23 protein-coding genes are annotated in these 24931 nt (G+C 56.4%); 9 read left to right on the top strand and 14 right to left on the bottom strand.

Features of this window, described 5'->3' with window-relative positions:
- Nucleotides 1–76: 76 nt before the first annotated feature.
- The 4 genes from F3J31_RS18815 to F3J31_RS18800 form a co-directional block, all read right to left on the bottom strand.
- Entirely contained in the window at nt 77–439 is a 363-nt protein-coding gene (locus F3J31_RS18815) for a YibL family ribosome-associated protein (protein WP_021242435.1), read from the bottom strand.
- 58 nt (nt 440–497) lie between these two features.
- Nucleotides 498–1088 (bottom strand): mannitol operon repressor MtlR, encoded by a 591-nt coding sequence (gene mtlR, locus F3J31_RS18810; protein ID WP_047071159.1) that lies wholly within the window; start codon nt 1086–1088, stop codon nt 498–500.
- Complete coding sequence (mtlD, locus tag F3J31_RS18805) at nt 1085–2233, bottom strand: mannitol-1-phosphate 5-dehydrogenase (protein WP_167214688.1); 1149 nt, start codon at nt 2231–2233, stop codon at nt 1085–1087. The genes mtlR and mtlD overlap by 4 nt, the downstream gene beginning before the upstream one ends.
- Before the next feature lie 100 nt (nt 2234–2333).
- Complete coding sequence (locus tag F3J31_RS18800; RefSeq protein WP_045907896.1) at nt 2334–4241, bottom strand: PTS mannitol transporter subunit IICBA; 1908 nt, start codon at nt 4239–4241, stop codon at nt 2334–2336.
- Nucleotides 4242–4898: 657 nt separating this feature from the next.
- Between F3J31_RS18800 and F3J31_RS18795 the strand changes: the two genes are divergently transcribed.
- The 6 genes from F3J31_RS18795 to aldB all read left to right on the top strand — a co-directional run bounded on the left by F3J31_RS18795 (nt 4899) and on the right by aldB (nt 12051).
- Nucleotides 4899–5255, top strand: coding sequence for a DUF3302 domain-containing protein (locus F3J31_RS18795; protein ID WP_024906600.1), 357 nt, complete (start codon nt 4899–4901; stop codon nt 5253–5255).
- Between the two features lie 2 nt (nt 5256–5257).
- Entirely contained in the window at nt 5258–6394 is a 1137-nt protein-coding gene (locus F3J31_RS18790) for an HlyD family secretion protein (RefSeq protein ID WP_167214686.1), read from the top strand.
- A 90-nt stretch (nt 6395–6484) separates the two neighbouring features.
- Nucleotides 6485–7093 carry a glutathione S-transferase gene (locus F3J31_RS18785; RefSeq protein WP_045907894.1) on the top strand — a complete coding sequence of 203 codons (609 nt, stop codon included), beginning with the start codon at nt 6485–6487 and terminating at the stop codon, nt 7091–7093.
- Between the two features lie 103 nt (nt 7094–7196).
- A complete protein-coding gene (selA, locus tag F3J31_RS18780) occupies nt 7197–8582 on the top strand; it encodes an L-seryl-tRNA(Sec) selenium transferase (protein WP_167214683.1) in 1386 nt (461 codons plus the stop codon).
- Entirely contained in the window at nt 8579–10426 is a 1848-nt protein-coding gene (gene selB / locus F3J31_RS18775; protein WP_167214680.1) for a selenocysteine-specific translation elongation factor, read from the top strand. Before selA ends, selB begins: the two co-directional genes overlap by 4 nt.
- 86 nt (nt 10427–10512) lie before the next feature.
- Entirely contained in the window at nt 10513–12051 is a 1539-nt protein-coding gene (gene aldB, locus F3J31_RS18770; protein WP_048028094.1) for an aldehyde dehydrogenase AldB, read from the top strand.
- On the opposite strand, the gene F3J31_RS18765 is transcribed toward aldB, so the two are convergent.
- A complete protein-coding gene (locus F3J31_RS18765; RefSeq protein ID WP_063622816.1) occupies nt 12048–13013 on the bottom strand; it encodes a LysR family transcriptional regulator in 966 nt (321 codons plus the stop codon). The two genes, aldB and F3J31_RS18765, sit on opposite strands and share 4 nt — an antisense overlap.
- 117 nt (nt 13014–13130) lie before the next feature.
- Here F3J31_RS18765 and F3J31_RS18760 point away from each other — a divergent pair, with 117 nt between their 5' ends.
- Nucleotides 13131–13871 carry a MipA/OmpV family protein gene (locus F3J31_RS18760; RefSeq protein ID WP_045907889.1) on the top strand — a complete coding sequence of 247 codons (741 nt, stop codon included), beginning with the start codon at nt 13131–13133 and terminating at the stop codon, nt 13869–13871.
- Between the two features lie 83 nt (nt 13872–13954).
- Here the strand turns inward: F3J31_RS18760 and araD are convergent, their stop codons facing one another.
- The 8 genes from araD to yiaK all read right to left on the bottom strand — a co-directional run bounded on the left by araD (nt 13955) and on the right by yiaK (nt 21673).
- On the bottom strand, nt 13955–14650 hold the full coding sequence (gene araD, locus F3J31_RS18755) for an L-ribulose-5-phosphate 4-epimerase (protein WP_048028083.1): 696 nt from the start codon (nt 14648–14650) through the stop codon (nt 13955–13957).
- Complete coding sequence (locus tag F3J31_RS18750; protein ID WP_167214678.1) at nt 14644–15504, bottom strand: L-ribulose-5-phosphate 3-epimerase; 861 nt, start codon at nt 15502–15504, stop codon at nt 14644–14646. The genes araD and F3J31_RS18750 overlap by 7 nt, the downstream gene beginning before the upstream one ends.
- Before the next feature lie 2 nt (nt 15505–15506).
- Complete coding sequence (gene ulaD / locus F3J31_RS18745) at nt 15507–16160, bottom strand: 3-keto-L-gulonate-6-phosphate decarboxylase UlaD (protein ID WP_167214675.1); 654 nt, start codon at nt 16158–16160, stop codon at nt 15507–15509.
- Nucleotides 16157–17662: an FGGY-family carbohydrate kinase gene (locus tag F3J31_RS18740; protein ID WP_167214672.1), complete on the bottom strand. Its 1506-nt coding sequence runs from the start codon at nt 17660–17662 to the stop codon at nt 16157–16159. The genes ulaD and F3J31_RS18740 overlap by 4 nt, the downstream gene beginning before the upstream one ends.
- A 95-nt stretch (nt 17663–17757) precedes the next feature.
- On the bottom strand, nt 17758–19077 hold the full coding sequence (locus F3J31_RS18735; protein ID WP_025910539.1) for an MFS transporter: 1320 nt from the start codon (nt 19075–19077) through the stop codon (nt 17758–17760).
- Nucleotides 19078–19120: 43 nt separating this feature from the next.
- The gene (locus F3J31_RS18730; protein WP_167214669.1) at nt 19121–20047 is read right to left on the bottom strand and encodes a DUF4862 family protein; all 927 of its coding nucleotides are present in this window, start codon (nt 20045–20047) and stop codon (nt 19121–19123) included.
- A gap of 149 nt (nt 20048–20196) precedes the next feature.
- A complete protein-coding gene (locus tag F3J31_RS18725) occupies nt 20197–20664 on the bottom strand; it encodes a YhcH/YjgK/YiaL family protein (RefSeq protein WP_167214666.1) in 468 nt (155 codons plus the stop codon).
- Nucleotides 20665–20674: 10 nt separating this feature from the next.
- A complete protein-coding gene (gene yiaK, locus F3J31_RS18720; protein ID WP_167214663.1) occupies nt 20675–21673 on the bottom strand; it encodes a 3-dehydro-L-gulonate 2-dehydrogenase in 999 nt (332 codons plus the stop codon).
- 224 nt (nt 21674–21897) lie between these two features.
- On the opposite strand from yiaK, the gene yiaJ reads away from it, so the two are divergent.
- Nucleotides 21898–22716, top strand: a complete 819-nt coding sequence (gene yiaJ / locus F3J31_RS18715) for an IclR family transcriptional regulator YiaJ (RefSeq protein WP_021242452.1) — start codon at nt 21898–21900, stop codon at nt 22714–22716.
- A 3-nt stretch (nt 22717–22719) separates the two neighbouring features.
- Nucleotides 22720–23175: a 4Fe-4S dicluster domain-containing protein gene (locus tag F3J31_RS18710; RefSeq protein ID WP_167214660.1), complete on the top strand. Its 456-nt coding sequence runs from the start codon at nt 22720–22722 to the stop codon at nt 23173–23175.
- Here the strand turns inward: F3J31_RS18710 and F3J31_RS18705 are convergent.
- Nucleotides 23159–24877 (bottom strand): POTRA domain-containing protein, encoded by a 1719-nt coding sequence (locus tag F3J31_RS18705; protein WP_069720493.1) that lies wholly within the window; start codon nt 24875–24877, stop codon nt 23159–23161. The two genes, F3J31_RS18710 and F3J31_RS18705, sit on opposite strands and share 17 nt — an antisense overlap.
- Between the last annotated feature and the right edge of the window lie 54 nt (nt 24878–24931).

The raw sequence follows: 24931 nt of genomic DNA, 5'->3' as shown, positions 1-24931 counted from the left end.
TGCGCTATTGGTTGGACCAATTCACGCGAAGGGGAAAAGAGTAGGCCGGGTAAGCGCAGCGCCACCCGGCATGAAATCAGAACGCGGTCTTACAAAAACCCGTCATCTCTTTCAGGCCCATTTCGCGGCCAAGCTCGGTCATCGGGTGAACCACCACCAGACCACGAACGCTTTTCTTCAGCTTGCCCATGTCGGCCTGCTCTTTTTTGGTGATCGCACGGCGGTGCGGCATGTTCATCAGTTTCTGCGCTTCTTTGCTCAGCTTCTGGCCTTTGACCTCGCGCAGGCGCTCGATCTCCGCTTCCAGCTTCGCGGTCTCTTTTTCAAGCTCGGCGTACTTCTCGGCGGACTCGACCAGTGACAGGCCCGCCATCTGGTGGCGGATGAGATCCAGGCGGTCGCTCAGGCGTTTAATTTCGTTCTTTTCGACTTCTTTCATGACAAATAACTCTGAAAACGGGGAATTTACAGGGAAGGATACACCAATGTGAGCAGGCTTACTTCTGAAACGCTTTTTTTAAGCTGATTCGGGAAATCAGCTCAGTCAGGGAGAGAACCATCGTGGAACGGACAACCTGTTGATAACGCAGCTTTTGCATCGCGTAGAGCTCAGGGTCGCTGTTATCAAACTGCGGTGCCGGAGGAAGCGCGGTGACGCAGTGCAGCTCGCCGAACGGCCCCAGGATTTCATCGTCGGTAAAGGTGTATTCATTACCGTCATGATTGAGTTCTTCGCGCAGCGCCATTAGCAGCTCTGCATCTTCATACTCTTGTCGGTTCAGCACGCCAAGACCATAAATCAGCTTCAGACGCACGGATAAATCGCCCAGCGGTCCGTCTCCGTCCAGTAACGGTTCTACAGCATATTTTACCGCGTAGTCGTCTTTGCGAAACACCTGAAGCACCAGGATATTCACCGCCTCGGTTAACAGCTCGACGGCGGCAATCAGGAAACTTCGTACGGTTTTGCCAGCATTCAGACGCTCAAGCACACGATTTTCAAAGGCCTGGGTTTGTTCCATTATTGCCTGCATATCTGACAATCTGTTATCCGGGCGCAGGCTAACCTGCGCCGCATTCTGCATCATTTGGTTGCGTTGTATGCGTTAACCGCCTCCACAACCACGTCGCTGTTGGCGTCCAGACCGGAAATCTGCGCCAGCGCAGCCTGCGCGCCCTGGGTATCAATCAGCTGAGCCAGTTCCTGCGCCTGCGGGTCCTGCTCGCTGCGGTAGTGCATTGCGGCGGCAATCCCTTTCACCAGATTGGCATGCGGCAGGCCGTATTCCAGCGTGCCCAGCAGCGGCTTAATCAGGCGGTCGCCCGCGCTCAGCTTACGCAGCGGCTGGCGGCCCACGCGCTCAACGTCATCTTTCAGATAAGGGTTTTCAAAGCGACCGAGGATTTTCTGGATGTATGCTGCATGTTTATCCGCATCGAAACCGTAGCGTTTAATCAGCACCGCGCCGCTCTCTTCCATTGCCCCTTTTACCACTGCGCGGATCTTCTCATCGAGGATCGCGTCACGAATGGTCTGATGACCGGCCAATTTTCCGAGGTACGCGGTTATAGCATGCCCGGTGTTCAGCGTGAAGAGTTTGCGTTCGACAAATGCCATCAGGTTATCGGTTAATTCCATTCCCGGAATGGTCGGCAGCGCGCCTTTAAACTGGGTTTTATCGACGATCCACTCGCTGAAGGTTTCTACGGTCACTTCCAGCGGATCGTTGGTCGCGGATTCGGAAGGCGGAACGATGCGATCCACGGCGGAATCCACAAAACCCACGTGCGCTTCAACCCAGGCTTTGTCTTCGTCTGCCACAGCGTTGAGCACGTGGCCTTTTAGCTGCGTGGTGCCGCGCACCATGTTTTCACAGGCGATGATGTTCAGCGGGGTATCGATACCCTGCTCTTTACGTTTTGCGAGGCCTTTCGCGACCGCAGGGGCGATGCGCTCAAGCACAACCGGACCTACGGCGGTGGTGACCAGATCGACGCTGGCGATAAGGTCAATAACGTCGTCGCCGATGCTGCTGACCGCGTTGACGCCAGATACCGTCTCAACCTGCTCGTTTTCACCGACCACATGGACCTGATAGCTATGACGGGCATTCAGGGCATCCAGGACAACCTGATTCACATCGGCGAATGTCAGGGTAATGCCCGCGTCTGCCAGCAGTTTACCGATAAAACCACGACCGATATTACCTGCGCCAAAATGTAATGCTTTCATAGTGTTAACCTTCATCAATGTTTTTACCCGAGAGGGCTGGGGTGAGGAACGTTTTCCCCTCACCCTAGCCCTCTCCCCGGGGGGAGAGGGAGGAGTACCGTTATTTGTTAAGCAGAGCCAGAACTTCTTCAACGCTGGTGGTGTTGGCCAGACGCTCAATGACGGACTCATCATCCAGCGCGTTGGTCAGGCTGGTAATCACCTGAATGTGCTCGTTGTTGCGAGCGGCGATACCAATCACCAGACGGGCGATGTCGTCTTCTTCTTCACCGAAGCGCACGCCCTGCGGATACTGACAGAATACGACGCCGGTTTTCAGGACACGATCTTTCGCTTCAACCGTACCGTGCGGCACCGCGATGGATTCGCCCAGGTAGGTTGGGGTCAGTTTTTCGCGTTCCAGCATCGCGTCGACATATTCAGGCTGAACGTAGCCGCCTTTCACCAGCTGCTCACCGGCAAAGCGAATCGCTTCTTCTTTGGTGGCCGCGGTACGACCGAGGAAGATGTTTTCCGCACCCAGCTTAAACAGGTGGGCGTTGCTCTCGTCAAAGCTGTCCTGCAGGCTGGAACGCACTTTCACTTCGTTGTCTTCGTGACGCTGCGCGGCAACCAGACGTTCGGTCAGGCTGGTATACAGGCCGCTGTCGAGGAAGTTGGTCAGCGAAATGTGCTGTGCCTGTGGTACCTGACGCATGGCGCGTTCGGTCAGATCGCGGTGCGTGATAACCAGGTCAACATCCGGCGGCAGGCTGTTAATGGCGCTGTTGGTCACGGAGATGTTGGTCAGGCCCGCATCCTGCACTTTCTTACGCAGCACGCCTGCACCCATTGCGCTGGAACCCATACCGGCGTCGCAGGCAACGATGATTTTACGCACGTGGCTCAGGTCGTTAGAGACATCACCGGCTGCCAGTGGCGTCGCGCCTTTGGATTCGGCTTTCATGTCGTGCATACGACGGGTTGCGGCTTCGATGTCATCATCTTCTTTCACTTTGCTGGTTTTCAGCAGGATAGAAGAGACCACGAAGGAGACGGCCATTGCCGCAAAGATAGCCGCGAGGTTCGCGAAGTAAGCGCCTTTTGGCGTCATCGCCAGTACCGCCAGGATAGAACCCGGAGAGGCCGGAGAAACCAGACCGCCGCCCAGCACGCTCAGGGTGAACACACCGGTCATACCGCCGAGGATAACGGCCAGGATCAGACGTGGGTTCATCAGCACGTAAGGGAAGTAAATTTCGTGGATACCGCCCAGGAAGTGGATGATCGCCGCGCCGCCAGCAGACTGTTTAGCGCTGCCACGGCCAAAGAAGATGTACGCCAGCAGAACGCCCATACCTGGACCCGGGTTGGCTTCAATCAGGAAGAAGATAGACTTGCCGAGATCGTGAGACTGCTGGATACCCAGCGGCGAGAAGATGCCGTGGTTGATGGCGTTGTTAAGGAACAGGATTTTCGCCGGTTCAACGAAGATAGACGCCAGCGGCAGCATCTCGTGCGCCACCATGAAGTTAACGCCTGCCGCCAGAATTTTGGACAGCACTTCAACCGCAGGGCCAATGCCGAGGAACGCCAGAATGGCGAGGATCATCCCGATGATGCCCGCAGAGAAGTTGTTCACCAGCATTTCGAAGCCGGATTTGATCTTACCATCAACCCAGACGTCGAATTTCTTAATCGCCCAGCCGCCCAGAGGACCGGCAATCATCGCACCGAGGAACATCGGCATATCTGCACCGACGATAACACCCATGGTTGTGATAGCACCCACGACGCCACCACGGTCACCGCCCACCAGACGACCCCCGGTGAAACCGATGAGCAGCGGCAGGAGATAGGTAATCATTGGGCCAACAAGTTTCGCCAGCGTTTCGTTAGGCAACCACCCTGTCGGAATGAACAATGCGGTGATGATACCCCACGCGATAAACGCGCCGATATTTGGCATCACCATGTTGCTGAGGAAACGACCAAAGCTTTGAACTTTGATCTTGAAATCGGATGACATAAAACACCCCTTCTTCTGTTTACGCTTAGGCTTGCGGCCCGAGGTTTATTGTTAATGAGGCGGCAGAGGTAGCCGGACCCTGTTCTGATGCTGTGAAATCTGGCACTGAATCGTTCAACTGTCCAGACAGGGAAAATTTGTGTGATGCGTGTCACGTAAAGGCAGGGGGTAGGGATATCAATGGAGTGATCTCAATCACAAAATCTGCGGACAAAAAAAACACAATGGCGACAAAAAAAGCAAAATCCACCCTTTTATGTGATTGTTGTCACGTTTTGTTCTGGTGAGTTTGTTTCTGGATTGTGACTGATTTCACAAAATATTTTTATGCAGATTTCTCCGGCTGTGATCGGCGGCAAACTCTGCTTCGCGATTCAGCGCCAGGATGATATTGCACGACACGATAAGCTAAAAAACCACTTTTGATGTGTGGTATGGCGAAAAGTTAAAAGGTGGATTACGCTCATATTGTAAGGTTAAGTCTATTATTATTCAGGATATATTTTGACACGCTTATAAACTTGCATGGAGATATTATAAAAACCGATACTCCCCGGCTCGGAAATAGTAAGCACAACCCCGTGTTTATAAAAAATTAATTAGGTTGCGTACCGTTTTATTAATTTAATGAGTTGACGTTGTTTAAGTGAGGAGAATATGTTTCTCAACTATTTTGCGCTGGGCGTATTGATTTTTGTATTTCTGGTTCTCTTTTACGGAATCATCGCCATCCATGATATTCCTTATAATATGGCCAAAAAGCGTAACCATCCGCATGCCGATGCCATTCATACGGCTGGCTGGATTAGCCTGTTTACGCTCCATGCCATCTGGCCATTCCTGTGGATTTGGGCCACGCTGTACCGCGAGGATCGCGGCTGGGGCATGCAAAACCACATCACAAAGCCTGATGAGGTCCCGGGCATGGATGCGCTCGCCAAACGCGTGGCGGAACTTGAACAAAAGCTGGCCGCGGTAAAGCCTGCTGCTGATAAGAACACGCTGGAGCGCTAATCATGGATCTGTTGATTATTTTGACCTACGTGGCATTTGCCTGGGCCATCTTTAAAATATTCCGAATTCCGGTCAACCAGTGGACGCTTGCCACCGCAACATTAGGCGGCGTATTTATTGTTGCCGGACTTATTCTGCTAATGAACTATAACCACCCGTATACCTTTACGGCGCAAAAAGCGGTTATTTCTATTCCAATCACGCCGCAGGTGACCGGTGTGGTCAGCGAAGTGACCGATAAAAATAACCAGCTAATTAAAAAAGGCGAAGTGTTATTTAAACTGGATCCAGGCCGCTATCAGGCGCGCGTCGACAGACTTCAGGCTGACCTGGTGACCGCGACGCACAATATCGATAATCTGAAAGCGCAGCTGGCGGAAGCCGTTGCCAATACCACACGCGTCTCCGCTGAACGCGATCGCCTCTATAAAGATTATCAGCGCTACCTGAAAGGCAGCCAGGCGAAGGTGAATCCGTTCTCTGAAAGCGATATCGACAACGCGCGTCAGAACTATCTGGCACAGGATGCGCTGGTGAAAGGCTCCGTGGCTGAACAGGTGCAGATCCAAAGCCAGTTAGACAGCATGGTGAACGGTGAACAGTCGCAGATTGCGTCGTTACGCGCCCAGCTTGCCGAAGCCAAATATAACCTGGACCAGACCGTGGTGCGTGCGCCGAGCAATGGTTATATCACTCAGGTACTGATTCGTCCGGGAACCTATGCCGCCGCGCTGCCTCTGCGTCCGGTGATGGTCTTCATTCCTGAACAGAAGCGTCAGATTGTGGCCCAGTTCCGCCAGAACTCGCTGCTGCGTCTGAAGCCGGGCGATGAAGCGGAAGTGGTGTTTAACGCGCTGCCGGGCCAGGTATTCTCCGGGAAGCTCACCGCAATTCTGCCGGTGGTGCCGGGGGGAACCTATCAGGCGCAGGGTGCGCTGCAGTCGCTGACGGTGGTGCCGGGAACGGACGGCGTTCAGGCACTTATTGAGCTGGAACCCAACGCCGAAGTCGATGCCCTGCCGGATGGTATCTATGCCCAGGTGGCGGTCTATTCGGACCACTTCGCCCACGTCTCGGTTATGCGTAAAGTACTGCTGCGTATGACCAGCTGGATGCACTACCTCTACCTCGATCACTAATCCTTCCAGGGCAGGAATGCGACACGCAGACCTGCCCTTTTTTCATCGCTTGATCCATACTGACTTTTTTCCGGCATCAAGGATCAGGCAATGAAACTCATCGGCAGCTATACCAGTCCCTTCGTGCGAAAAATCTCGATTCTCCTGCTGGAGAAGGGGATTGAATTTGAATTCGTGAATGAACAGCCCTACAACGCGGAAAACGGCGTCGCGCAGTACAACCCGCTGGGGAAAGTCCCGGCGCTGGTCACGGACGAGGGCGAATACTGGTTTGATTCCCCGATTATTGCGGAGTATATCGAGCTGCTGGGCGTTGCCCCGGCAATGCTGCCAGCAGACCCAAAAGCGGCGCTGGCGGTGAAGCAGGTTGAAGCCCTGGCCGATGGCATTATGGATGCGGCGTTAACCTCCGTACGGGAACAGGCAAGGCCCGCCGCCCAGCAGTCGGAAACGGAACTGTTACGCCAGCGGGAAAAAATCAGCCGCAGCCTGGACAGATGCGAACAGCTAATCCGGGAGGGTAAGATCGACACCGACAGCCTGAACCTGGGGACCATCGCCATCGCCTGCGCGATTGGTTATCTCAACTTCCGCCGCGTCTCCCCGGGCTGGTGCGTCGACCGTCCGCTGCTGGTGAAGCTTGCAGACACGCTGTTTAGTCGCGAGAGCTTTGCCCGTACCGAACCGCCAAAGGCTTGACGCGGGTTATAACACTTCGCCGTCGGAGGCGGTACAATCCCCTCACATGTTAACTCCCTCTCCCGTCGGGAGGGGGGAAGATATTTACTCGCCAGGCGCTTTCATGACTACTCATCATTCGCTGTACAGCCAGATCCCCGCTACCGACCGTCTTCTTCGCGAACCCCGCATTCATGCTGTTGTTGAGCGTTTCGGCCATACCGCGACGGTGGAAATGTTACGCCTGCTTCAGGACGAAGCCCGCTGCGCGATTCAGGCAGAAAACGCCTTGCCCGACTGGTGTAGCGCGTGGGAGCAGGAAGTTGAACAGCGGTTGGATGAGAAGGCGCAAAGCGCGTTACGCCCGGTGATAAACCTGACCGGAACCGTGCTGCATACCAACCTGGGGCGCGCGCAGCAGGCGGAAGAGGCCGTTGCCGCGGTCGTGCAGGCCATGCAAGCGCCCGTAACGCTGGAGTACGATCTGGACGGCGCCGGACGCGGGCACCGCGACCGCGCGCTGGCGGAGCTGCTGTGCCAGCTGACCGGCGCGGAAGATGCCTGCATTGTGAATAACAACGCCGCCGCGGTGTTGCTGATGCTGGCGGCCACCGCCAGCGGCAAAGAGGTGGTGGTGTCCCGCGGCGAGCTGGTGGAGATTGGCGGGGCGTTTCGTATTCCGGACGTGATGCGCCAGGCAGGCTGCACGTTGCATGAAGTGGGCACGACAAACCGTACCCATGCGAAAGATTATCGCGCGGCGGTGAATGAAAATACCGCCCTGTTGATGAAGGTTCACACCAGCAATTACCATATTGAAGGCTTCACCAAAACGGTTGACGAGGCGGAGCTGGCGGCGATTGGGCGCGAACTGAATATACCGGTGATTGCCGATCTCGGCAGCGGCTCGCTGGTGGATCTGAGCCTGTACGGGCTGCCAAAAGAGCCGATGCCGCAGGAGATGATTGCGGCGGGCGTTAGCCTGGTCAGCTTTTCCGGCGACAAACTGCTGGGCGGGCCGCAGGCCGGGATTATCGTCGGCAAGCGCGAGCTGATTGCGCAGTTGCAGCAGCACCCGCTTAAGCGCGCCCTGCGCGCCGATAAAATGACGCTTGCCGCGCTGGAGGCGACGCTGCGGCTCTATCTCCACCCGGAAAAACTGGCTGACCGTCTGCCCACGCTGCGTCTGTTAAGCCGCGATGCCGCCTCGATTCGCGCCCAGGCCGAACTGCTGCTGCCGCGCGTCGCCGCGCACTACCCCGATTTTGACGTTCGCATTGAGCCCTGCCAGTCGCAGATTGGCAGCGGGTCGCTGCCGGTGGACAGGCTGCCGAGTGAGGCGCTGACGTTCACGCCGCGTGACGGGCGCGGCAGCCAGCTTGAGGCGCTGTCGTCGCGCTGGCGCGGTCTCTCGACGCCGGTTATCGGGCGGATTTACGACGGCCGAATGTGGCTGGATCTGCGCTGCCTTGAAGATGAAGAGCGATTTCTGGAGATGTTGTTGAAATGATTATTGCCACCGCCGGTCACGTCGACCACGGAAAAACCACGTTACTGCAGGCCATTACCGGCGTAAACGCCGATCGCCTGCCGGAAGAGAAAAAGCGCGGCATGACCATCGATCTGGGCTATGCCTACTGGCCCCAGCCTGATGGTCGCGTGCTGGGCTTTATTGATGTGCCGGGGCATGAAAAGTTTCTGTCCAACATGCTGGCGGGCGTGGGCGGCATCGATCATGCCCTGCTGGTGGTGGCCTGCGATGACGGCGTGATGGCGCAAACCCGCGAGCACCTGGCGATCCTGCAGCTAACCGGCAACCCGCAGCTGACCGTGGCGCTGACCAAAGCCGATCGCGTGGATGACGCGCGCGTCAGCGAGGTGCGCGAAACGGTCCAGGCGACCCTGCGGGAGTATGGTTTTGCCGACGCATCGCTTTTTGTCACCGTGGCGACAGAAGGGCATGGTATCGACGAACTTCGCCACCATTTACAGCACCTTTCATCACGCGACCACGCCAGCCATCATCGTTTCCGTCTGGCGATCGACCGGGCGTTTACCGTAAAAGGTGCGGGGCTGGTCGTGACCGGCACCGCGCTGAGTGGTGAAGTCAGCGTGGGAGATACCCTCTGGCTGACGGGCGTGAACAAACCGATGCGCGTGCGCGGACTGCACGCACAAAACCAGCCCGCTGACCATGCCCACGCCGGGCAGCGTATCGCGCTGAACATTGCCGGGGATGCGGAAAAAGAGCAGCTTAATCGCGGAGACTGGCTGCTGGCCGATGCCCCGCCGGAACCGTCTGAACGCGTGATTGTCTCCCTGCAGACACACATGCCGTTGACCCAATGGCAGCCGCTGCATATTCACCACGCGGCCAGCCATATCACCGGGCGCGTGTCGCTGCTGGAAAACGACCTTGCCGAGCTGGTATTCGATTCGCCGCTCTGGCTGGCAGATAACGATCGTCTGGTACTGCGTGACATTTCTGCAAGGGAAACGCTGGCGGGTGCGCGCGTGGTGGCGCTTAACCCACCCCGACGCGGCAAGCGTAAACCTGAATATCTGCAGTGGCTGGCCGCGCTGGCGCAGGCCAGCGATGATAACGCCGTGCTGCGGGTGCACCTCGATCGCGGGGCGGTGAGTCTGCGTGATTTTGCATGGGCGCGCCAGCTGAGTGGGGAAGGCTTACGGCAGCTGACCCAGGAGCCGGGCTTTATTCAGGCCGGCAACAGCCTGCTCAATGCCCCGGTTGCTGCGCAATGGCAGCGTAAGATACTGAACACGCTTGCGACTTACCATGAACAGCATCAGGACGAGCCTGGCCCGGGGCGCGAGCGTCTGCGACGCATGGCGCTGCCGATGGAAGACGATGCGCTGGTGCTGCTGCTGATCGAAAACATGCGCGAAAGCGGCGTGATTAAAAGCCACCACGGCTGGCTGCACCTGCCGGATCACAAGGCTGGGTTCACCGCCGAGCAAGAGGCCATATGGCAAAAAGCGGCCCCGCTGTTTGGCGATGAGCCGTGGTGGGTTCGCGATCTGGCTCGCGAAACCAACACCGATGAGCAGGTGATGCGCCAGGTATTGCGCCATGCGGCGCAGCAGGGGCTAATCGTCGCGATCGTGAAAGATCGTTACTACCGTAACGATCGCATTGTGGCGTTTGCCAACCTGATCCGCGAGCTGGATCAGGCGCGCGGTTCGACCTGCGCCGCGGATTTCCGCGATCGGCTGAACGTGGGGCGCAAGCTCGCGATCCAGATCCTGGAATACTTCAACCGCATCGGCTTTACCCGCCGTCGCGGTAACGATCATCTGTTACGCGATTCGTTATTATTTCCTGAAACTCCGTGACCTCCGTCGTAAACACCGTTACCGGCTGGCGAGAAAATCGCCAGCCGGAACTACCCTTGTTGTACACCAACAGCAAGGAGACGGACATGACAAACAATCCTCCCTCATCGCGTATCCAGCCCGGCGAGTATGGTTTTCCCCTCAAGCTGAAGCCCCGTTATGACAACTTTATTGGCGGCGACTGGGTCGCTCCCGTCGACGGCGAATACTATTCCAACCTGACCCCGGTTACCGGCCAGCCGCTGTGCGAGATTGCCAGCTCCGGTAAGCGTGATATCGACCTGGCGCTGGATGCGGCGCACAAAGCGAAAGAGAAATGGGCTCACACCTCCGTGCAGGACCGGGCGGCGATCCTGTTCAAAATCGCCGACCGGATGGAGCAGAATCTGGAGCTGCTGGCGACGGCGGAAACCTGGGATAACGGCAAGCCGATCCGGGAAACGATGGCGGCTGACGTGCCGCTGGCTATTGACCACTTCCGCTATTTTGCCTCCTGTATTCGCGCTCAGGAGGGCGGGATCAGCGAAGTTGACAGCGACACCGTGGCGTATCACTTCCACGAACCGCTGGGCGTCGTCGGGCAAATTATTCCGTGGAACTTCCCGCTGCTGATGGCGAGCTGGAAAATGGCGCCCGCGCTGGCGGCCGGAAACTGTATTGTGCTCAAACCGGCGCGTCTGACCCCGCTCTCGGTCCTGCTGCTGATGGAAATCGTTGGCGATCTCCTGCCGCCGGGCGTGATTAACGTAGTGAACGGCGCGGGCGGGGAGATAGGCGAATATCTGGCTACCTCAAAACGTATCGCCAAAGTGGCGTTTACCGGGTCGACGGAAGTGGGCCAGCAGATCATGCAGTACGCCACGCAGAACATTATCCCGGTGACTCTGGAACTGGGCGGGAAATCCCCGAACATCTTCTTCGCGGACGTGATGGAGGAAGAGGATGCCTTCTTCGATAAAGCCCTGGAAGGGTTTGCGCTGTTTGCGTTTAACCAGGGCGAAGTCTGCACCTGCCCAAGCCGTGCGCTGGTGCAGGAATCCATCTACGAGCGCTTTATGGAGCGGGCCATTCGCCGCGTTGAGTCTATTCGCAGCGGTAACCCGCTCGATAACGTTACACAGATGGGGGCGCAGGTCTCGCACGGACAGCTGGAAACGATCCTCAACTACATCGACATCGGCAAGAAAGAGGGGGCGGATATTCTCACCGGCGGGCGTCGTAAGGTGCTGGGAGGGGATCTGCAGGACGGCTATTACCTTGAGCCGACGATCCTCTTCGGCCAGAACAACATGCGCGTTTTCCAGGAGGAGATTTTCGGCCCGGTGCTGGCCGTGACCACCTTTAAAACGATAGAGGAGGCGCTGGAGATTGCCAACGACACGCCGTATGGCCTGGGCGCAGGCGTCTGGAGTCGCAACGGTAATCTGGCCTATAAAATGGGCCGCGGCATTCAGGCCGGGCGCGTCTGGACCAACTGCTACCACGCCTATCCGGCGCACGCGGCATTTGGCGGTTATAAGCAGTCGGGCATCGGACGTGAAACCCACAAGATGATGCTGGAGCATTACCAGCAGACCAAATGTCTGCTGGTCAGCTATTCCGATAAGCCACTGGGGCTGTTCTAGTCGCCCAGCTCAGGCCGTCCGTGGGCGGCCTGAGCAATTTGCTGGCGCAGACAGTTAAGGACGCCATCCAGAACGTATTGCACGCGCCAGGGCTGGTATTCGCGTTTGCGGAAGATGGCCGTCAGATCGAGCCACCACTCCTCCTGATGCGGGAAGCAGGGGACCAGCATGCCTTTCGTTAATTCTTTTTTCAGACTCTCTTTTGGTGCAAAAACAATCCCAAGATTATTTCTGGCCAACTCCAGGGCCGTCTGCGTATTGTCGCAAATATAATTACCGGTCACCCGGTAGTCATGCACGTCATCGCTGCCGTGCACGCGGAAACGCCAGATGTTGGCATCATCGACCAGCATGGAGTCAATGAGAATACAGGAGTGATTAATTAAATCTTCAGGTCCGGTTAAGGGATGTTTATTTAAATATTCTACGGTTGCGAAGGCCGTAACGGAATATTTTGTCAGCACGCTGGCAACCAGACTTTCGTCTTTTGGCTGAGCATAGGTAATTAAAATGTCGCAGTCATCCGGAAAGGTAACGCCTTCTGAAAATTCATTCCGGTCCAGATTGTAGGTTTTCAGGGAGATGCGGATGTCGCCGATGTCTTCTATCTGATGGATCACGTGTCGCGCGAGGTAGGTCACGATACCTGTTGGGGCATAGATCGTCACTTTTCCGCGCTTTTCATGCTTATAATCAGCAATGAAATTAACAAGCTGGCTGTTCTTATCCAGCGTGGCGTTCACGTAGGGGAGTAACGCTTCACCAAACTGGGTCAGGGCCAGCTGGCGCGTGGTGCGCTCAAAAACCTTGAGCCCAACCCGCGTTTCAAAATCAGACAGATATTTACTCACGTTGGCCTGCGCCATACCCAGCAGGGCGGCGGCATCACCAATGCTGTGGGTGGCGGCGATGACGGAGATAATTTTTAATTCGCGTGGTTTTAGCTGTAATGTACTCATCATGCACATCCATCTATATGATTTTATATATAATATTATATAAACCGCAGCGTTGCATTGGCAATTTTGTAACCATTATTATGCGCCTCGCTTGTTTGGCATTTAAATGGATTACATAGAATGACTATTAAATACAATTTACTCATCGCTGCCACGTTATTTGCATCAACGTCTGCCATGGCCGGTGAATTTTCACTTGGAGCGGGGGCTGTATTTAATGAGTCTCCATACAAAGGCTATAACGAAAATACGACTGCGGTACCGTTAATTAGCTACGAAGGCGATCGCTTTTACGTTCGCCAGACCACGGGCGGATGGATCCTGTGGAAAGATGCAAAAAATGAATTAAGCCTGACCGCAACGTGGATGCCGCTGCATTTCGACCCTGACGATAATGACGACCATCAGATGAAGCAGCTGGATGAGCGTAAAGCGTCCGCCTTCCTCGGCGGTGCGTACTACCGCCACGAAAGCTGGGGGTCGCTGAAAGTGGCGGTCTCTGGTGATGCCACGGATGAAAGCAGCGGCGTGATCGGCGAAGTATCATACTTCCGTCCAATCAAAATGGATCGCCTGACCCTGACGCCTTCTGTGGGGGTGTTCTACAGCGACGAAAGCTATAACGACTACTACTACGGCGTATCCGGCAGCGAGTCTCGCCGCTCCGGGCTGGATCAATACACCGCTGGTGACAGCTGGACGCCATACGTTGGTCTGGCGGCTAAATATCAGTTAACCCAGAAGCTGTATCTCAATGCCAGTGCGGTCTACACCGTGTTGCCTGACGACGTGAAGAACAGCCCGATGATCGACCGCGACGACAGCTTCGCGCTGATGACCGGCCTGACCTGGCGTTTCTGATGTGGTAAAGCCGGGTGGCGGCTTCGCCTTACCCGGCCTACGATCGTGCCTGTACTGCTGTTCCCTAAAACCTCTATCAATGATCACTGTCCGTAATAGGCATTGGCCCCATGCTTGCGCAGATAATGCTTGTCGAGCAGTTCCTGCTGCATAACCGGAAGCTGTGGCGCGAGCTGGCGAGAGAACAGGCCCATATAGGCGCACTCTTCCAGCACCACGGCATTGTGAACCGCATCGGCCGCGTCTTTACCCCAGGCGAACGGACCGTGGGAGTGGACCAGCACCGCCGGGATCTGCATCGGGCTAAGATCGCGCTCCTCGAAGGTTTTGATGATCACTTCACCCGTCTGGTATTCGTATTCCCCTGCAATCTCTGCTGTGGTCATCAGGCGTGTGCAGGGGATGGTCCCGTAGAAATAGTCCGCGTGCGTGGTTCCCCAGGCCGGTAAATCCAGCCCCGCCTGGGACCAGATAGTGGCGTGGCGCGAATGGGTATGCACGATGCCGCCAATCTCCGGGTAACGACGATACAGCGCAAGATGGGTGGGCGTGTCTGAAGAGGGCTTTTTATTCCCCTCAATAACCTGGCCCGTGGCGATATTCACCACCACCATATCCTCCGCCGTCATCACGTCGTATTCCACACCGGACGGTTTAATGACCATCATGCCGCTTTTGCGGTCCACTGCGCTGACGTTGCCCCAGGTAAACGTCACCAGCTGGTGGGCGGGCAACGCCAGGTTTGCTGCCAGTACCTCGGCTTTAAGTTCGTCTAGCATGTCATGCCTCCTTCCTGCATACGGGCTTCAATCCAGCGGCGCGCCTGGATAATCTCCAGCACCGGCTCTTTTGCTTTTTCGGTCCACATTTCAATCAGAAATGCGCCGCGATAGTTCAGTTGATGCAGCGTGTTAAACACGCCAACGAAATCGACGCAGCCCTCGCCAAACGGCACGTCGCGGAACTGCCCGGGGCTTTGTGCGGTGACGGGCTGGGTATCTTTCAGGTGAATAGCCGCAATGCGGTCAATGCCCAGCGTCAGCTCGGCGGTGACGTCGTTACCCCACGCGCTCAGGTTGCCGATGTCCGGATAAACGCTGAACCACGGTGAGGCGAGCATGTCGTCCCACTTTTTCCACTTGCTGATGGAGTTCATAAACGCGGTGTCCATGATCTCCACCGCCAGCATCACCTGTGCGGCGGCGGCCTGTTCTACGGCCCAGGCCAGCCCGTCGGCAAAGCGCTGTTGCGTCCCCTCGTCATGCGCTTCGTAATAGACGTCATACCCGGCAAGCTGGATGGTGCGAATGCCTAAATCACGCGCCAGCCTGATGGCTTTGCTCATGATCTCACGGGCGCGTTCGCGCACGGTTTCATCGCGGCTGCCAAACGGGAAACGACGGTGGGCAGACAAGCACATAGAAGGGATCGCCACGCCGGTTTCCAGCATCGCTTCCACCAGAGAGGCGCGCTGCGTGGTGCTCCAGTCGAGGCGTGATAATCGCTCGTCGGTTTCATCGACAGACATCTCGACAAAATCGAACCCGCAGCTTTTCGCCAGTACCAGCCGCTCGGGCCAGGAAAGATCTTTTGGCAGCGCTTTTTCGTAAATACCTAACGGATGCTGACGCATGGCTACGCTCCCCAGATGTCGCGAATGTGCGAATGGAATGCCTGTGCCACCTGCGGTGGATTGGCGGCACCTGCCAGCGCGCGTCCGGCAATAAAGGCTTTGACGTTGATTTGCTTAAACAGCGGCAGGTCGGCGGGGGTGATACCGCCGGTAATCGAAAGCTGCAAACCGATATCGGAGAGCGCTTTCATTTTTGTGAGATCCGCCTCACCCCACTGCTGGCCGCTCGCCTGTGCGTCACGTCCGCGGTGATAAATGGCCTGCTTCACGCCGATGCGATGCCATGCGCGAGCATCGTCCAGCGTCCAGTGACCAAAGAGCTCCATCTGGATTTCTCCCCCGCGGCGCAGGGCCACCTCGTGGCCGCGTTCAACGGTGGCCAGCGGGGCGGCGCAGATGATGGTCATCCAGTTTGCACCCGCGCCAAATGCCTGCTCTGCCAGCGTTTCTCCGGCATCGGCCACTTTCCAGTCCGCAACGATGATTTTATCCGGGCACTGCTCGCGCAGGGCGCGCACGGCGTTTAGCCCTTCGGTCAGGCACAAAATGGTGCCCGCTTCGACGATATCAACGTGATCGGCAAGCGTCGCGACATCACGCTGCGCGGTCTGAAGAGAGGTATGGTCGAGCGCCAGCTGCAGTAATGGTCGGCTCATAGGTTGTTCTCCTTAACTCGGGCGTGATAGCCCTGTAGTGCTGAAATCAGTAGCTGATAGCGCTGATACTTGCGCTGATAGGCCGCATGGGCGCGCATGTCAGGCTCAATGACACGAATGTCGTGTCGGAGGGCGCATTGCGCCGTATGGAAATCGGGATACACGCCGGTGCCGACCAGGGCGGCCAGCGCCGCGCCAGAACAGCCGGTCTCTTCTACCTGTGGCAGTTCAATCGCCAGCCCGCTGACGTCCGCAAGCATTTGCATCCACACGTCCGAATGGGTTGGACCACCCGTCACGCGCAGGGCATGAACGTGGGTAAAGCGTTCGAGCATGCGGTTGAGGTGGGTCATGTGGCAGAACACCACGCCCTCATAAACCGCCTGCAGCAGGTGCGCGCGGGTGTGTAGCGCCTGCATCCCGTAGAAGCCGCTGGTCATCTCCAGCCCGGCGTTGCTGCCATAGAGGAACGGCAGGAAGTACACATCGCTTTCGGCTTTCGGCAGGCTGGCGACGGCGTGGTTGATCTCGCTGAACGACATGTCGCCCCACTGCGCGGTGAGCCACTCAAGGTTGCCGGACGAGGTCGGGCTGGCTTCGTGAACGATGTACTGCTGCGGATGCACGTAGCGGCCATAAACGTAGGGGAAGGGTTCGTTGCTGCGAAGCGCACTGGCGATCCCGCTGGTGACGGCCCAGGTGCCCATCACGGCGTTCAGCGTGTGCTCGTCCTGCAGTCCGGCGCAGAGCGCGGTGGAAACCACATCAAACAGTCCCCCCACGACGGGCGTACCCGCCGCGAGACCGGTAAGGGCGGCTGCCTGAGCGGTGATTTCCCCGCAGATTTCTGCTGAACCGACAATCGGCGGCAGGGCGCCGTCAATCTCGCTGATCCCGAGCCAGCGCGTAAGCTGCGGGTCATACTGCCCGGTATTCATGTTGTAGAGATTGGACTCGGAGATGTTGCTCTCTTCACCGCCCTTCACGCCGGTCAGGCACCAGCGCAGATAGTCGTGCGCCATCATCACGCAGCCAATCTGCTGATAGCGCTGCGGCTCGTTCTCTTTGACCCAGCGCAGAAGCGAGGCCGGATGCCCGGTCCACAGCGTCTGGCGCGTATGCGGGTAGAGTTTTTCGGGAATGCCGTCCTGCTGCCAGCGCTGCACAATCTCCAGTGCCCGGCGATCGGAGGAGAGGATGGCGTTGCCCAACGGATGATCCTGTTTATCGAGCAGAAACAGCCCTTTACCCTGAGCAGAAATGCCGACCCCATTGATCTGGTTGCCGTTTACGCCTGCATTCTTGAGCAACGCGGCGATGGTTGCGTGGCAGTGCTGCCACAGCTGATGCATATCCCGCTCGGCGTAGCCCGCTCGCGGGCTGAGCGTGGCAACGGAGCGGCGTTCGATACTGACTTCTTTGCCCTGGCTGTTGTATAAACCGGCTTTCAGATAAGTACCGCCACAATCGATACCCAGCCAGAAGGTCTCTTTTTCACTCATCTTCATCTCGCTTAATTGCCGGGTGGCGCTGCGCTTACCCGGCCTACGGTTTGGTTTTCTCCCTCTCCCCGCGGGAGAGGGCTGGGGTGAGGGCATCAGGCCGCACGTTTATGGGGATTTACCGTGGGATTGGGCTCTGCCCCGGCATCGCATTTCGCCGGCAACAGCAGGGCCAGCAGCGACGCCAGCGCGAGTGAAACGGCCAGGCAGTAGACGCCCGCATCTTTGCTGTACAGGGTGATCAGCACGCCAACGGCATACGGGCCGCAGAAGCCACCGAGGTTGCCCAGGGCGTTGATCACGCCGCGCGCGCCGCCCGCCATCTCTGCGCTAAACAGTCTTGCCGGGATCGTCCAGAACACGCCGGCGGCGGATTGTAGGAAGAAACCGCAGCCCACCAGTGCGGCATAGGCCAGCCAGATGTTTGCTTTCAGGGCTACGGAGAGGAACATGCAGAGCGCGAAGCCAATCAACGGCAGGGAGACAAACAGCTTGCGCTTGCCGGTGCGGTCAGAAAGCGAGGAGAACAGGAACATGCCCGCAATGGCGCCGATGTAGGGCAGGATGGCGAGCATCCCCACCTGACCAATGCTGGTGTGCGTCAGCTCCTTCAGAATGGTTGGCAGCCAGAGGGTGTAACCGTAAATCCCGGTCTGATAGAAGAAATTCAGGGCGATCAGCTGCCACATGGTTTTGTCAGACAGCACCGCGCTGAGCGAGGCATTTTTCACCTCTTTTCCGGCGATGGCCTGCTGTTCAGCCGCCAGCGTTTGTACCAGATAGTTTTTCTCGGCCGCTGAGATCCAACGGGCTTCCTGCGGACGGTCGTAGACCGTGAATGCCCAGAGCACCAGCACAACAATGGACATCAGACCTTCAATGATGAACAGCCAGCGCCAGTCAAGTGCGGTGATAATCCATCCCGACAGCGGGGCGGTGATTATCCCGGCGATGGGTACGAACATGATCACAATTGCGTTGGCGCGACCGCGTTCGGCATCCGGGAACCAGTTGCTGATCATGGTGAGCACAACGGGTAGCATCCCGCCTTCCGCCACGCCGAGTAAGAAGCGCAGCACCAGCAGCTGGTACTGATTCGTCACGAGACCCGTGAGCACCGAGATCACCGCCCAGGCGACCAGTGACCAGCCGATAAATTTCTTGCCGCTACCGTGCACCGCAATCTTGCCGCCGGGTACCTGCAGGAATAGATAGCCGATAAAGAATATGCCGCCCGCGAGGCCTGCCATGGTGGCGGTAATACCTAATTCTTCGTCCATCCCTCCCGGCATTGCAAACGCGATATTCACGCGGTCCATATATGAAATAATACAGGCGATAAGAATAGGAGGAATGATTCTTAGCCAGCGCTGGCGCGGAATATCCGCATGTAGAGCATGAGTAGAAATATTCATAGTTAATCTCTCAGTAGGTAACCGGAATAAACTTTTCTTATAGTTATTGCGTTGCTTTATTCATTGCGCTGATACCGTCGCGCAAAATGGCGATGCGATGGCTGACATCAGCATTAGCATTTATTTCCAGTAATTTAATACCGGAGAATTTCAACGTTGCGGCGCTCGCCGCAGTAAAGAGTGCTTTTGCACGTTCAGTGGACATCAGACTGTCGGCACAGAAGGAGGAAAATGGCGCGTGCAGATCCTGCCATTCACCGTACTCCCCGCCGGGGGTGGTGCCTGAAAACATCAGCGCACCCAGTTTCCCTGCATTAAGCGCGGCCTGAACGTGGTCAAGGGGAAGGGTTGTGTTACGGCCTTCGATGGCCGACCGCGCCCAGTTGATGCAGACGCTGATATCCGTGTCTTTCACCACCTCCAGCACCTGCTCCAGTGGCAGGAAGCCCTTGCGCGGTGCCGGGCCGTTCATGGCATCGCAGTGTTCCAGCACCAGATCGCAGTCCCAGTCCCAGCCCGCGATTTCCCGAACCGAGCGGGAAAACGCTTCTGTAGCCTGTTCGACGGAAGCATTGCCCGCCTGCGGGGCGGCCTGCATTTCCAGAGCAATCACTTTGCCTGGATAACGGGCATTCACGGCGTTAATTTTTTGGTGCAAATGTCGGTAAAAGTCCACGCACGCTTTACGCTGCGTGTCGTCAGCCGAGGCCAGGCCAAATGCGCCGTTGCTGCCGCGGCGGCGCATGGTTTCCATTACTGCCGTGACCACGATTTGCCAGTCCCCCGGGGTATGGCGGAATAGCCATTCGTCACCAAGGGGATGAAGATTTTCAAGGCAAGGCTGTTCCAGCCCGCGAATATTCGGCGTGTCGGAAAGTTCCCGCCAGAAGGTTTGTTCTTCTTGTTCCCCTTTCTGGTGAAACGAGGGTGCGCAGGGGTACGCACCAATAATAAAACTGGTGTTGGTCATTTCGCGTTCCTGTATTTATACCCGTCATACTTCAAGTTGCATGTGCGTTGGCTGCGCTCGTTCACCCCAGTCACTTACTTATGTAATCTCCTGGAGATTCACTCTTGCCGCCTTCCTGCAACTCGAATTATTTAGGGTATCTCAGAAAATTAATCTAATTCGCTGATTGCCACTTTCACCACAATTTTACGAATTGTGGTTTCCTTGTTTTTAATACAGCCAGGACGGTGCACATCCTGCGGAAAAAATATGGCATAGCTGCCGGGTGTCATTTCGATAAACGACTCATTTTCACTGTCGTGATAAAAAATAATATCGCGCTGTTCCAGCAATGATTCGCTTATTTCGTTATTACCGGTATCAATCGCGATACCGATTTTCTCTTCACCCCAGGCCAGGAACTGGATATCCAGATAGCGGCGATGCACTTCCGGGCGATTCTCGTGCAGATCCTTTGTTGTCAGATCCAGAACCTGGGCAAAAATGTTGCGACCTTCAATTTCTACTACGCCTGGCGCCAGGAGAGAGAAATCCGTCGTGCGCAGAAAATGAAGGGCTTTTTCAATTGCCCGCGGCAGGCGACACGGATTTGGCTGGGAAATATGTCCGAATATCATGGCCCACTCCTTACAGAGACTGGATTTTCGCCCACACGCTGTCGTCAACCGTGATGCCGTTGCAGCGGTTCTCTTCAAGCAAACGGGTAAATTCATGCCCCGGCAGGCGGATGGCGACATTCTCATCCGCGCGTTCGGCGGTGGTGATGAAGTCCATAATGCGCTGCAGTTTGGCATCGCGGGTTGGGCCATCGATCAGACGATCCACCTCAATGGCGATGAAGATCTGCGATACGCCGTACTCGTCGCTGTTGTCCTGGGTCACTTCCGCGACGGAAGATCCGTTTGAGAGCAGGGTGGCGATCATATCGAGGACGATGGATAAGCCGGACCCTTTCCAGTAGCCCATGGGCAGAATACGGCGGTTTTTCTCGATCACGCCCGGCTCTCTGGTGAGGTGACCTTCGTCGTCAAAGCCGCCATCTACCGGCAACGCGCGCCCGGCCAGGCGGTTCACCTCCAGCATGCCGTAGGAGAACATCGACATCGACATGTCGACCATGGTGATAGGGTTCGACGGAATGGCAACGATCAGCGGGTTCGTGCCGATGCAGCATTCTTTTGATCCCCACGCGGGCATCACGGCAATCGAGTTGGTCCAGCAAATGCCGATATAGCCCTTCTCCGCTGCCTGCCAGCCGTAGCTGCCGCCGCGCATCCAGTGGTTCGCGTTACGCAGTGCCACCAGACCAATACCGTGATCGGACGCCAGCTCGGTGGCGCGATCCATCATCTTCTTCGCCGTCAGGTTGCCAATGGAGCGCTGCGCATCCCACTGTTCGATGGCACCTAATGTCATCACCCGTTTGGGCTGGGCGTCAGGAATGATATCCCCTGCATCAAGCTGCTGAATAAAGCGCGGGAAGCGGTTCACACCATGCGAATAGACGCCGGATTCCGTGGTGCGGGCAAACATCTCGGCGCAAGCGTCTGCGGTTTCCGCTTTTATGCCGCGATCGAGCAGAACCCGATTGAACGCCGCTTTCAACTCTTCGAAGGTCACTTTCATCCCTGTTCTCCTGTTCTTTTAAGGGCAAGTGTGAGTGCTTTTTTATCGCTAAATTCCACTATGCGAAATCTGATTTCAAATATAGCGATCAAATTTTGTCAGATCAACGACATTCATGTTTTTCAAAATCGATTAAAATCAACTGGTTGTGTTTTTTCTGTTGAGATCGTGAACTGACCCACACTTTGCGCTACCATCAGGTCGCGATGAAAAGGAGCCATGTAATGAGCATGAAAGAGAGCGAAATGACGCAAGAAAAAGAGAGGCCAGCAGGCAGCCAGAGCTTGTTTCGCGGCCTGATGCTGATTGAGATCCTCAGCAACTATCCGAACGGGTGTCCGCTTGCGCATTTATCGGAACTGGCGGGGCTGAACAAGAGCACCGTGCACCGCTTGCTGCAGGGGCTACAGTCGTGCGGGTACGTGACCCCGGCACCCGCCGCGGGAAGCTATCGCCTGACCACCAAATTTATCGCCGTCGGGCAAAAGGCGCTGTCGTCGCTGAATATCATTCACGTGGCCGCTCCGCACCTCGAAGCGCTGAACATTGCGACCGGCGAGACGGTGAACTTCTCCAGCCGGGAAGATGACCACGCAATCCTGATTTATAAGCTCGAACCGACAACCGGTATGCTGCGCACGCGCGCCTATATCGGTCAGCATATGCCGCTCTACTGTTCCGCGATGGGCAAGATCTACATGGCATTTGGCCATCAGGATTACGTGGCGAGCTACTGGGAAAGCCACCAGGAACAGATCCAACCTTTGACGCGTAACACCATCACTGAACTGAGCGCCATGTATGATGAACTGGCGGAAATTCGTGATCGCAGCATGGCGATGGACAAAGAAGAGAACGAGCTGGGCGTCTCCTGTATTGCCGTGCCGGTGTTTGATATTCACGGCCGCGTCCCGTACGCGATCTCTATCTCGCTATCGACGTCGCGCATGAAGCAGGTGGGCGAGAAGAACCTGCTCAAACCGCTGCGCGAAACGGCAGAGGCTATCTCAAAAGAGCTGGGTTTTAACGTACGCGAGGCGTAACAGATGAACCGATTTATCATGGCGGATGCGGAAAAATGCATCGGGTGCCGCACCTGTGAAGTGGCCTGTGCGGTCGCGCATCAGGACGATTTCATCGCGCAGGCTTTTACCTCCCGCCTTCGGGTGGTGAAAGGGGACGCCTATACAACGGCGGTGGGGTGCCATCAGTGCGAGGATGCCCCCTGTGCCATCGTCTGCCCAACCCATGCCATCAGCCGTACGGCGGGCGCCTGGCTTGTTGATCAGACGCGCTGTATTGGCTGCAAGAGCTGTATGGTCGCCTGTCCGTTTGGGGCGATGCAGGTACGGCTGGTGGGAAACAGGGCACAAGCGCTGAAATGTGATTTGTGCCGTCATCGCGAAGGCGGACCGGCCTGCGTGGAGGCCTGTCCAACCCACGCGCTGCGCTGCGTTGATCCTGTCAGTATTCGGGCTGAAAGGCTTACTGCATTTTATTGAAATTCCACGTAAATGTCAGACTGTAGCGCCAGTCTCTGTTGCGACTGTCTGTCGGAACATCCCCTACGGGTCTTGCCGCCTCAACCGTGACGCTATAGTGGCGGGTATCGCCTACCATCACGCCGGCCGCCACTGACCCGAGCCGCTGATGAGGCAAGCCGGAGGTGTTAAACCAGGTTTGCGCGGTATCGGCCAGGATGTAGGGCTGGATTGTGGCAAGCCAGGTACTCTCTTTTCGCATCTGGATATAGCGCAGTTCTACCTGCCCGCCATAGCCGTAATCACCGCTTGCTTCACTGTCCTGGTATCCACGGCCAAACCGCTGGGCACCGAAGCTAACGCGTTCGGGTTCTGGCAACGTGTTATTTGACCAGTCACCCTCCCAGGACGTTGAAAGCCGCCACTTGTCGGCAAACAGCCAGGCTGCGTCCAGATAGCTTTTCGTGAGCGTAAAATTCATATCGGGTCTGGGGGCCGAGACGATATCGGCACCCATCGCATCAATGCCCTGACGCACGTTGAGTCGGCCGCTGATGCTGGCGGTTGTGAACTGATGCGCACCATTAACGCCCACTTCCAGCGCCGGATAACGCGCGTGTTGGTTGACGGAGTCCAGACGATAGGTTTTGCCCTGCAGTCTGGCCTGAAGAGCATAATCATCCTGGCGGTCGGTGTAATCAAAACCGCCGGTCAGATTAATTTGTGATTTTTGCGTCAGCAGCAGGGGATAGCCAAACGTTACGCCACCGTTGTATTGCGTTGTTTTTTGCTTCGAATCGACGCTGATATTATTCGGCAAAGAGAGCAGGGGCGAAAAATCTCGCGGATCTTCGCGGTAATAGCTGCCTTTGAGCTGCATCGTCAGCCCTTCATCGTTTAAAAACTGCTGCCAGTTGAGCCCAACATAGTTTTTTCGCGTGTTGCTATCTAACGGCACAAGCGTGGCCACGCCAAGCTGATCGCCATAACTTGTCATGTTGCTGAGCGTGCCGTTCAGCATCATTAAATCTTGCCCTTTACGGGTATCGATCGTCGAGGCGATATTCCAGCTCCGCTCCTGATTACCGGTAATCTGCATCGCCGCCGCGCCATAGATATTGGTTGGCAGCTGCGCGTTAGCCGTGACCGGAACGTTCGGGGTACGGGTCATCAGCTGGCTATAGCGATCGAACGTATCCTGAGACAGCGGTTTTTCCGCCATGATTTTTTCGGACAAACGTTTAAGACGTTCGGCGATGTGCGGGTTATTACTGGTGATGTCGCTGTGAGCGACATAGCCTTCAACCAGAACAATTTTAATATTTCCCTGCTGGAAATTATTATCGGGCAGCCAGGCATAGGAGAGCGGAAAACCGTCGGCCTTATAGCGCGCCGTAATATCGTTTACCAGCCCGGTGAGCGTTTTTAGCGGCACGGTTTTTCCGGCATAAGGCCTGAAGGGCTGAAGTAATTCCTGCAAGGGATAACGCGTGCCGCCAATAAACTGAATGTGATTAATGGTAATGGGCGTTTCAGGCGTCAGCGTTGACTGCGGTTTTTCTATTTTGACTTTCGGCTGCGGGACGGCCTCCGTCTGTTCGGGGGCAACGTTACGAGAAACTTGCGCCGGGTTATCAGGGTTAATAATAGAGGGCAGTGTATCGGCGCGGGCCATGCTCAGCACAACCAGCCCCGTCAGCGAAAAAAGGAAGTGGTGTTTCATCGCGCTATCCCTGTTCATCATTCCCGGTTAGGGGGAGTGTCGCTGTATAAAGCG

This window comes from Enterobacter sp. Acro-832 (genome assembly GCF_011752745.1).
GTDB lineage: Bacteria > Pseudomonadota > Gammaproteobacteria > Enterobacterales > Enterobacteriaceae > Enterobacter > Enterobacter quasiroggenkampii.
The sequence above is the reverse complement of the archived record's forward strand: the minus strand, read 5'-3'. Positions and strand labels throughout refer to the sequence as shown.